At 62.5% G+C, this 855-nt stretch carries 1 protein-coding gene; it reads right to left on the bottom strand.

Translation table 11 applies throughout. The features are described 5' to 3' along the window. A partial coding sequence (locus LPA54_RS33295) for a hypothetical protein (RefSeq protein ID WP_228984462.1) occupies positions 1-598 on the bottom strand: 598 nt, incomplete at its 3' end. Positions 599-855: the final 257 nt, after the last annotated feature.

Raw genomic sequence — 855 nt, forward strand, 5'->3', positions numbered from 1 at the left:
GGGTGTCGTCGACGACCGGCTTGTGAATCTCAACGACCGGCTTCCACCCCGTGGAGAACTCGATGAAGTCCGCACGGGTGGGGTAGGTGTCGATGGCGCGACGGTCACGCTTGGGGCTGTCGCTCGCCTTGCGGCCCCGGGGGATCTGCTCCTCGAAGATGTCGACCTTCACGTCGGGAACCGCCTTGAGGCCCTGGCGCCAGATCTGCACGACATCGGCGCCGAACGCCTGCCGGACCGCGGCGTAAAGGGCCGTGAGGGACCCCTTGTCCCCACCGGGGACGAAGAGTGCCAGGTCCAGCACGACACCGGCGGACTGGAGGACCTCGATGGTCACCGGACCGCTCTCGTCGGCCACGTAGATCCCGACTTCGTTCTCGTCGTCGGGAAGGCAGGAGACCTCTTCCTGGAATACGGTCCTCGCCGTGATCGAGCCGCCCTCGAAATACTCACCGGGCTTGGTCAGGAAAGCCGGGACATAGCAGTCGGGAAGTTTGAGTTCTTCCGTGTCGGCGGAAACGAAGAGCCTGTCCTTCACGCCGAGTTTCGTCACCTCTTCCAGCGAGAGGCGGCGAGCGGCGATCTTCTCCGTGTTCACGATTTCCCTTTCAGGTTGCACTGTCCCTCTGAGTGAGGACGTTACCACGAAACCCTGAGGTCAACTGCCCAGTAATCGTTGGGTATATGGGCTTCAGTGGCCCGCGCGGGAGGATATTGCAGCGAGCGCCACTCGGTCGGGAACACGCACCCGTCAGGCAGTATCTCTCGTCATGGTGCGGGTGATCAACTGGCGGTGCATGTGGGTGCGTTGGGTAGTGCGGAGGAACTAAAAGAGAGTTTGCGGTAGATGTCCCC

Origin of the sequence: Streptomyces sp. DH12 (genome assembly GCF_020873895.1) — a bacterium.
Classification (GTDB): Bacteria; Actinomycetota; Actinomycetes; order Streptomycetales; family Streptomycetaceae; genus Streptomyces.